4 protein-coding genes are annotated in these 7,556 nt (G+C 78.4%); 3 read left to right on the top strand and 1 reads right to left on the bottom strand.

The window, feature by feature from the left end:
• Nucleotides 1–285 precede the first annotated feature (285 nt).
• From ACF059_RS30300 to ACF059_RS30290, 3 genes are read left to right on the top strand one after another with little or no spacing between them, the layout of a single operon-like run.
• Nucleotides 286–1,428 carry an AAA family ATPase gene (locus ACF059_RS30300; RefSeq protein WP_392063330.1) on the top strand — a complete coding sequence of 381 codons (1,143 nt, stop codon included), beginning with the start codon at nt 286–288 and terminating at the stop codon, nt 1,426–1,428.
• Nucleotides 1,425–5,099: a DUF5682 family protein gene (locus ACF059_RS30295; protein WP_392063327.1), complete on the top strand. Its 3,675-nt coding sequence runs from the start codon at nt 1,425–1,427 to the stop codon at nt 5,097–5,099. Before ACF059_RS30300 ends, ACF059_RS30295 begins: the two co-directional genes overlap by 4 nt.
• On the top strand, nt 5,096–7,036 hold the full coding sequence (locus ACF059_RS30290; protein WP_392063324.1) for a hypothetical protein: 1,941 nt from the start codon (nt 5,096–5,098) through the stop codon (nt 7,034–7,036). Before ACF059_RS30295 ends, ACF059_RS30290 begins: the two co-directional genes overlap by 4 nt.
• Here ACF059_RS30290 and ACF059_RS30285 read toward each other — a convergent pair.
• Entirely contained in the window at nt 6,999–7,481 is a 483-nt protein-coding gene (locus tag ACF059_RS30285) for an HAD domain-containing protein (RefSeq protein ID WP_392063321.1), read from the bottom strand. The genes ACF059_RS30290 and ACF059_RS30285 overlap by 38 nt on opposite strands.
• Nucleotides 7,482–7,556: the final 75 nt, after the last annotated feature.

Genomic DNA, 7,556 nt, shown 5'->3' with positions numbered 1-7,556 from the left:
CGGCGGCGCGGGTGGTGCCGGAGGCGGCAGCATCTTCTGATCCCCGGACCGACCGACCGACGGGGTGGAGGCCTCCCCCGGCGGCCCCCCCCCCCCCCCCCCCCCCCCCCCCCCCCCCCCCCCCCCCCCCCCCCCCCCCCCCCCCCCCCCCCCGCCCCCCCCCCCCCCCCCCCCCCCCCCCCCCCCCCCGGCCCCCCCCCCCCCCCCCCGGCCCCGGCCCGCCGGATGACCGGCCCGTCCTTCCATGCCCTTCCCCACCCCCTTCCGAGACCTTCGAGGACCCGCATGACCGACACCGAACAGCTCGCCCCCGCCCGGCAGGTGCTGCCGGCCGAGGAGCGCTACGCCGCCGAACTCGCCTTCCTCGCCGCCCAGGACCCCGGCCCCCGCCCGCCCGGCTGGGCCCTGACCCCGCGCGCCGTCGTCACCTTCGTCTGCGGCAGCGACGGAACCGAGCTCGCATTGCCGGGCGGAGGTACCAAGCGGGTCATCGCCCCCAAGTTCGTCGGCGAACGCGCCCTCGTCGAACGCTGCGTCGTCACGCTCGCCGGAGAGCGCGGCCTGCTCCTGACCGGCGAGCCCGGCACCGCCAAGTCGATGCTGTCCGAGCTCCTCGCCGCCGCCGTCTGCGGCACGAGCGCCCTCACCGTCCAGGGCACGGCCGGCACGACCGAGGACGCCTTCCGCTACGGCTGGAACTACGCGCTGCTGCTCGCGCAGGGGCCCAGTTCCGGAGCCCTGGTCGACTCCCCGGTGCTCTCCGCCATGCGCGCCGGGCGGGTCGCCCGCGTCGAGGAGATCACCCGCTGCCTGCCCGAGGTGCAGGACGCGCTCGTGTCGATCCTCTCCGACCGGCGGGTCAGCGTGCCCGAACTGACCGCCACCGAGGACGCGGTGGTCTGCGCCGCCCCCGGCTTCACCGTCATCGCCACCGCCAACCTCCGTGACCGCGGCGTCTCGGAGATGTCCGCCGCCCTCAAGCGGCGCTTCAACTTCGAGACCGTCGCCCCGATCGCCGACGCGGACGCGGAAGCCACCCTGATCCGTCGCCAGGCGGTCGCCGCCGTCCAGCGCGCCGGCGCCGCCTTCGGGGTCGACGACGCCGTGCTCGACGCCCTCGTCACCGTTTTCCGAGACCTGCGCTCCGGGCGCTCCGCCGAGGGCTGGGACGTGGAGCGTCCCGGTACGGTCATGTCCACCGCCGAAGCCGTGCAGGTGGCGACCTCGCTGGGGGTCGCCGCGGCGTACCTGCCGGGCGGCGACGTACTGGACCTGCTGCCCGGGCACCTCCTGGGCGTGGTCCGCAAGGACGACCCCGCCGACCACGGCCGCCTCCTCGGCTACTGGGACGGCCCGGTCCGCCGCCGCGCCGAGGACGGCTCGGCGATGTGGCGCCGCCTCTGGGACCTGCGCGGGAGCCTTCGTTGACGGCCACCGACCCGCGGGCCGCCGTGGACGCGCTCGCCGCGTCCCGCGCGCCGTACCTGCTGGGCGTACGCCACCACAGCCCCGCCCTGGCGGCGGTCGTCCCGGCGCTGCTCGACGCGTCGGGCGCGGACGTGGTGTGCGTGGAGCTCCCGGCGGAGTTCCAGCCGTGGCTGGAACACCTGGCCGACCCGGAGACCGTGGCCCCGGTCGCCCTCGCGGGCACGGGCGAGGCCGGCCACCTGGCCTTCTACCCGTTCGCGGACTTCTCGCCCGAACTGGCCGCCATCCGCTGGGCGCACCGGTCGGGGGCGACCGTCCTCTGCTGCGACCTGCCCTTGTCCGACCGCCGCTGGACCTCCCCCGTCACGGTCGAGGCTGCGGGTGCCGCTTCCGCCGAGGTCCCGGTACGGGCCGCGGCGTCGGCCCCGGTTCAGTACCCGAACCAGGACTCGGCCCGCACGCCCCACCTGTCGGCCGGCGCCCCGGGTTCCTACGCGGACGGCCTCGTCGCCGCCGGGACCGGGCGGGAGGGCGACGACCTGTGGGACCGGGCCGTGGAGGTGCTCGCACCGGGCTGCTCCCCGGAGGCCGTGCGGCGCGCCGCGCTGGCCGTGGGATGGGCGCTGCGCGCGGACACCGCCGCCGTCCCGGCGTCGGACCTGGCCCGCGAGGCCCACATGCGCGACGTGATCGCGCGCGCCACCGCCAACGGCCACCGCGTGGCCGCGGTCATCGGCGCGTTCCACGCCCCGGCCCTCTGCGACGACGGCTCTGTGCGAACCGAAGGCACCAGTGCGGGCCCCGCCAGCGGTTCGGTCCGGCTTGGAGCGGAGGTAACCGCGCGCCCGGGGTCCGGAAAGGCGGCGTTCGGGCCCGACGGCGAGGGGAGTGTCACCTCGCTCGTGCCCTACTCCTTCGACCTGCTCGACTCCCGCTCCGGATACCCCGCCGGGATCCGCGATCCCCTCTGGCAGCAGGCCGTGCTGGAGGCCGGCGGTGACCCCGGGCGAGTCCGGGAGGCGGCCTCCGTCGCCCTCACCCGGCTCTGCCGGGAGCTGCGCCGCGCCGGGCACACCGCCGGGACCGGGGAGGCCGCCGAGGCCCTGCGGCTCGCCTGCGACCTCGCCGTCCTGCGCGGGCTGCCCGCGCCCGGCCGCGGCGAGCTCCTCGAGGCCGTCAGCACCGTCCTCGGCCAGGGCGAACCGCTCGGCCGCGGCCGGGCGCTGGCCCGCGCCCTCGAAGCCGTGCTCGTCGGGACCGCCCGCGGGCGGATCACCCCGCACGCGCCCCGCTCCGGCCTCGGCCCGAGCGTCGAGGCCGAACTCGCCGCGCTGAGGCTGCCGTCCCCCGAGGACCCCGCACCCCGCGAGGTCCGCCTCGATCCCCTCCGCTCCCCCCTCGACGGCCGCCGCGAGGTCCTGCTCCAACGGCTCCTGGTCTGCGGCGCCTCCTACGGGGAGCCCCTCACCGTCGCCGCCACCGGCGACGGCACCGCCCTCGGCACCAAGTGGCGGCTGTCCTGGACGCCTTCCGTCCCGGCCCGCCTCGACCTCGCCGGGGTCCGCGGCGTCACCGCCGCCCAGGCGGCCGCCGGGACCCTGCGCGACACCGCCCGCCGGGCCGCCGCCGACGGCGGGCCGACCCCGGCGCAGATCCTGACCGGGCTGGCCGCCGCCGCGCGGTGCGATCTGCCCGCGCTGGTCGACGTACGCCTCCAGGAGGCGGCCACCGTCCTGCCGCAGACCGCCACCCTGCCCGAACTCCTCGACGCCCTCGACCTCCTGGAGGCCCTCCACCGCGGCCACCTCCCCGGTACCTCACCCACGTCCCGGGCCACCGCGGCCGCTCTCACCGGCGACCTCCTCGAAGCCGCCGTACGCTCCCTGCCCGGCCTCGCGGGCAGCGAGGACGCCGCCGACGCGGGCGCCCTCGTGGCCCTCGCCGACCGCGCCGCCGCCCGTCACCTCGGCCTGCGTACGGACGCCGCCCTCGCCGGCCTGGCCGCCTCGGCCGCCCCGCTGATGCAGGGCGCGGCCCTGGCCGTACGGGTCCTCCTCGACCTCGACCCCGCCGCCGAGCTCGGCGCCCGCGCGGCCGGCTGGATCGACGCCGCGGGCACCGCCGACAGCCGGCGCGCCCTGACCCGTCGGCTCGCCGGACTCCTCACCGCCGCCGGCCCCCTCCTCCAGTCCTCGCCGGCCGCCCTCACCCCCCTGCTCGACCGCGTCGAGCACCTCGCCGACGAGGAGTTCCTCGACCGACTCCCTGCTCTGCGCGGCGGCTTCGACGCCCTCGCCCCCGCCGCCCGCGACCGGCTGCTGGACACCGTCACCGAACGGCTGGGCGACCGGATCGACCTCGCGCTCGACGCCCCGCCCGCGCTGCTCGCCCTCTGGGCCGCCGCCGACGCCGCCGGACTCGCCGCGCTCAAGGCCCTCCCGCCGCCCGGCACGGACACACCGCCCCTCCCCGCACCCCGGACCCCCGACGCCCCGCGCCCGGCGGTCCCCGCAACCGACGGCCGCGACGGCCGGCGGCTCGCCCCCGCCGACCGCTGGCGGCTGCTGCTCGGCCGCGAACGCGACCGGCTCCCCGCGGGCGCCCGCCGCTACGCCCACGCACTGGACGAGCTGTACGGCGCCGGGCGCGGCGAAGGCGCCGCCGGCATCGACGGCGGCCGGGGGCACGGCCGGGACGGCAGCCAGGGCGGCGGCCAGGAGGCCTCCTTCCCCACGGCCCGCGAGTGGTCGCAGGAGCTGGAGGCGCTGTTCGGCCCCGACGTACGGGAGGAGGTGCTCGCCGGAGCGGCCGAAGCGGGCCGCACCGATGTACTGACCCAGCTCGACCCGGCGACCGTACGGCCCTCGGTGGAACTGCTCAGCTCCGTACTGTCCCTCGCCGGCGGCCTGCCCGAGGCCCAACTCGCCGCACTGCGCCCCCTGGTCAGGCGGCTCGTCGACGAGCTCGCCAGGGAACTGGCCACCCGGCTGCGCCCTGCCCTCTCCGGCCTCGCCACCCCGCGTCCCACCCGCCGCCCCGGCGGCACGCTCGACCTGGCCCGCACCCTGCGCGCCAACCTCGCGCACACCCGGCGCCGGGCCGACGGCAGCGTGGTCGTCGTCCCGGAGCGGCCCGTCTTCCGTACCCGGGCGAGCCGCGAGGCCGACTGGCGGCTGATCCTGGTCGTCGACGTGTCCGGCTCCATGGAGGCCTCCGTCATCTGGTCGGCCCTGACCGCGGCCGTCCTGGGCGGCGTCCCCACCCTGTCCACCCACTTCCTGGCCTTCTCCACCCAGGTCGTGGACCTGACCGACCGGGTCGAGGACCCGCTCTCGCTGCTGCTGGAGGTCCGCGTCGGCGGCGGGACGCACATCGCCGCCGGTCTCGCACACGCCCGTTCACTGATCACCGTCCCGAGCCGGACCCTCGTCGTCGTGGTGAGCGACTTCGAGGAGGGCGCCCCGATCGGCGGACTGCTCGGGGAGGTCCGTGCGCTGGCCGCCTCCGGCGCCCACCTCCTGGGCTGCGCCGCGCTCGACGACGCGGGGACGCCCCGCTACTCGGTACCCGTCGCCCGGCAGCTCGTCGCGGCCGGGATGCCCGTGGCCGCCCTCAGCCCCCTCGCCCTCGCCCGCTGGGTGGGCGACCGCCTCCGTGGAGAGACCCGTTGAGCACCGACATCCCCGAACTGCCCCCCGTCGCGCCGGAGGTGCTCGCCGAAGCGGTCGAAGGCCTCACCGCCCGCCTGCGCAAGAAGCTCGACGCCGCCATCGAGAGCTGCGCGGCGGCCGCCACGCGCGCGGCGGACGGCAGCGTCGCCATCCGGTTCGGTGAGGACGCCCTCGTCACCCTGCGCCCCGGCCCCGCAGGGACGGTCACCGATCCCGAACAGGCCGTGTGCACCTGCCTTTTGGCGCCCCGCTGCCTGCACCGGGCAGCGGCCCTGGGCGCGGCCCCCCTCGCGGACGCGGCGCCCGCGGAACCGGCGCCGGGGGAGGAGCCCGCTGCGAAGGCCCAGGACGAGGCGGGGCCGAGGCCGGAGACAGCGACGCCGGGCTCGGATGCCGGGCCCTCCACCACGCCCGCCAGGCCCGACGCGACGCCCGCCGTACCCGCCCCGGCCGCCCTCACCGCCGCCCAGACCGGCGCCGCAGCCGCGCTCTGGCAGGCGGCCGCCGAAGCACTGGCCGCCGGAGTCACAGCCGGGGGAGCCGTCGTCCAGGCCGAGTTGCTGCGCGCCGCGCACACGGCCCGCCTCGCCGGGCTGCCGCGCGCCGAGGCGGCCGCCCTGCGCGTCGTACGGGGCCTGCGCGCCGCCCGGGACCGTCAGGCCGCGCAGCGGCTCGGCGACCTCACCCGCGCCTTCCGCGAACTCCTGCACACCGCCGCCGTGCTGGCCTCCGGCTCCGCCGACCCCGCGCTGACCGGGACCGCCCGCCGCGCCTACACCCCGGGCGGCAGCCTGGAGGTGTACGGCCTGTGCCGCGAACCGGTTCTCTCCGCCACGGGATACGGCGGAGTGGTCACCCATCTGATGGCCGCGGACGGCGCCCGTCACTCCGTCTCCGACGTACGCCCCGGCGGCCTGGCCCGCGCCCGCGGAGCCGGTTCCGCTTCCGTGGCCCTGGGCGGCGCCGCCCTCGACCACGCCGGTCTCGCCCGCGGCGGCCTGCGCATCGTCGGGGCGACCGTCTCTCCCGAAGGCCGGCTCGGCGCCGGACGCGGGGTCAAGGCCACCCCGCTGCGCGGCACGCTCTGGACCGAAGGGCCCGCCGCACCGCTCTTCGCCCGCCCGGCGGCCGAAGCCGTCGCCGACCTGCTGGCCGGGGCGGCCGATCCGGCCCACGCGGCGGACGCGGCCGAGCCCGCACTGCTCGGCTGCGACGTCACGGTCGTCGGCGCGTCGGGCGAGCACCTGCTGGTCCGCGAGACGCGGCCCCACGCGCCGCTGCTGCGGCTGCTGCCGGCCCACCCGCACCCGGAGCTGGCGCACACGGAGAACCTGCGCCGCATCGCCGCGTACCCCGGCCTGCGCGTGCGCGTACTGGGCCGTCCCGACCTCGACCGCGCCGCCACGCTACGGCCCCTCGCGGTCGGCCCGGTGCCCGGCGCGCCCTACACGCTGCGGCTGCCCGAGGAGTGGCTGGGCCGCGCCGATCTCGGCTACGACCGCCTCCAGGGCAGTCACTTCCCGCCCCCGACCGCCGCCCCGTCCGGCCCGGCCGCCCCGGCCGGGGAGCCGGTGGCCGCCGGTCCCGACCCGCTGGCCGACTCCCCGCTGTGGCGGGTGCGACGCCTCCTGGAGACCGGGGTCGCCGGCGGCCGCCGCGCCGTCGCCGAGGCCGCCCGCGGTACGGAGCCCCTCGCTGCGTACGGCCCGCTGCGCCGGGCCGGGCTCACGGCCGCGGCGGATCTGGCCGCCGCCCTCGCCGCCGAGGCCGACCGCCGGCCCCGCGACGCCTTCGGCCGCCTCGCGGACCCCTCGGCCGAGGGCTACGCCTGGGCCTGGCTGGCCGCCGCCACCCACCTCGCGGCGGCGGAACGCTCCCTGATCGCCGCGTCCTGGACGGCTACGACCCCTCCCGCAACCACGCCCGCAGCACGGTGACGTCCGCGCCGGTCAACCCCCGGCCCGCATCGACGCGGTGCAGAAGGGCCCGGCCGGGGTGGTGCGCGGCCACCCACGCCCGGTCGGCGCGGGTGATCTCGTCATCGACCCAGACGAAGGGGCGTCCGGCCGCGTGGCCGACCAGCGCGGGGGTCTTCCAGTGCACCGGGCCCCGCCCGTCCTCGTCGGAGGGCTCCGGCCATGCCACCACGGGCAGATCCGGCAGGCCGAGCCGTGGCGCGATGCATGCGTTGGCTTCCTCGCCCCAGGTCGTGGCCCACACCAGCTCGCACGCCAGCGCCGCGAGCTGGGGCCCGAGCGCGGGATCGACCCGGGCGAGCAGGGGATGGGCATCGTCGCCCTGCGGGTACGGGCCCGCGCCGAACGGGATGAGCGGTCCGTCGACGTCGAGGTAGAGCAGCGGGAGCGCCGCGGCAGAGGTCATGGCTCCACCGTAGGCCGCAGGGGCGCGGCGAGTGGAACCGCGGCCGGTCCGATCACCTCTTGATGGGCAAAGGGG

This window comes from Streptomyces sp. NPDC016562, from assembly GCF_043076955.1.
GTDB lineage: Bacteria > Actinomycetota > Actinomycetes > Streptomycetales > Streptomycetaceae > Streptomyces.
Note: the sequence above shows the minus strand (reverse complement) of the source record. Positions and strands in the feature narration are given on the sequence as shown.